The organism is Methylobacterium symbioticum, from assembly GCF_902141845.1.
GTDB lineage: Bacteria > Pseudomonadota > Alphaproteobacteria > Rhizobiales > Beijerinckiaceae > Methylobacterium > Methylobacterium symbioticum.
Map to the genome: position 1 here is coordinate 1 of NZ_CABFPH010000246.1, position 730 is coordinate 730.

Annotated in this window: 1 pseudogene; it reads left to right on the forward strand. The window is 65.2% G+C overall.

Annotation, left to right across the window (positions count from 1 at the left end):
- Nucleotides 1–150: 150 nt before the first annotated feature.
- Nucleotides 151–597, forward strand: a pseudogene (locus tag MET9862_RS29080) (DDE-type integrase/transposase/recombinase); the annotation flags it as partial.
- Between the last annotated feature and the right edge of the window lie 133 nt (nt 598–730).

Sequence of the window (730 nt, forward strand, 5' to 3'; positions counted from 1 at the left end):
AGTTGCTCGCCCGGGCGCAACGCCTCGTCACCTTCCCGGAGTGAGGCACCCGATGAGCAAGCTCCTCCCCTTCGTGCGGCGCATCGCGCGCGCCGCCCCGACCACGATGCCCGGACCAGCCGTATGCCCAATGCGGAAAAATTCATCTCGATCGAGAGGATCGCCCGGCGCATTGTCGGTTGGTGAGCCTCACGCAGCGCTCACGCGAGCTTCGTGCTGGACGTCCTGGAGCAAGCCTTGCGCAGGCGTCGTCCCGTCCAGGGCAGCGGGCTGGTGCATCACTCGGATCGCGGCTCGCAATACTTGGCTTTGCGCTATGCCGAGCGCCTGGCCGGAGCGGGCATTGAGCCGTCGGTCAGCAGCGTCGGCGACAGCTACGACAATGCCCTGGCGGAGACGATCAGCGACTTGTTCAAGGCGGAGGTGATCCACTGGCGTGGCCCGTGGCGCTCCTTCGAGGCGGTCGAGTACGCCACCCTGGAGTGGGTCGACTAGTACAACCACCGCCGCCTGCTCGCGCCGATCGGCAACTTCCCTCCCGCCGAGGCCGAAGCGCGCTATCATGCCCACGTCGGCGACAAAGCCTTGGCCGCCTGACCCAACACAAACAGCCTCCGAGAAACCCGGAGCGTGTGTGGATGCCCCCTGTTTGGCAAGCATGATCTTTGAGATTTCGGCGGGGTCTTCGATCGGACGTGTGTCAGGCCTCACAATGTGGCCTTCGATGACG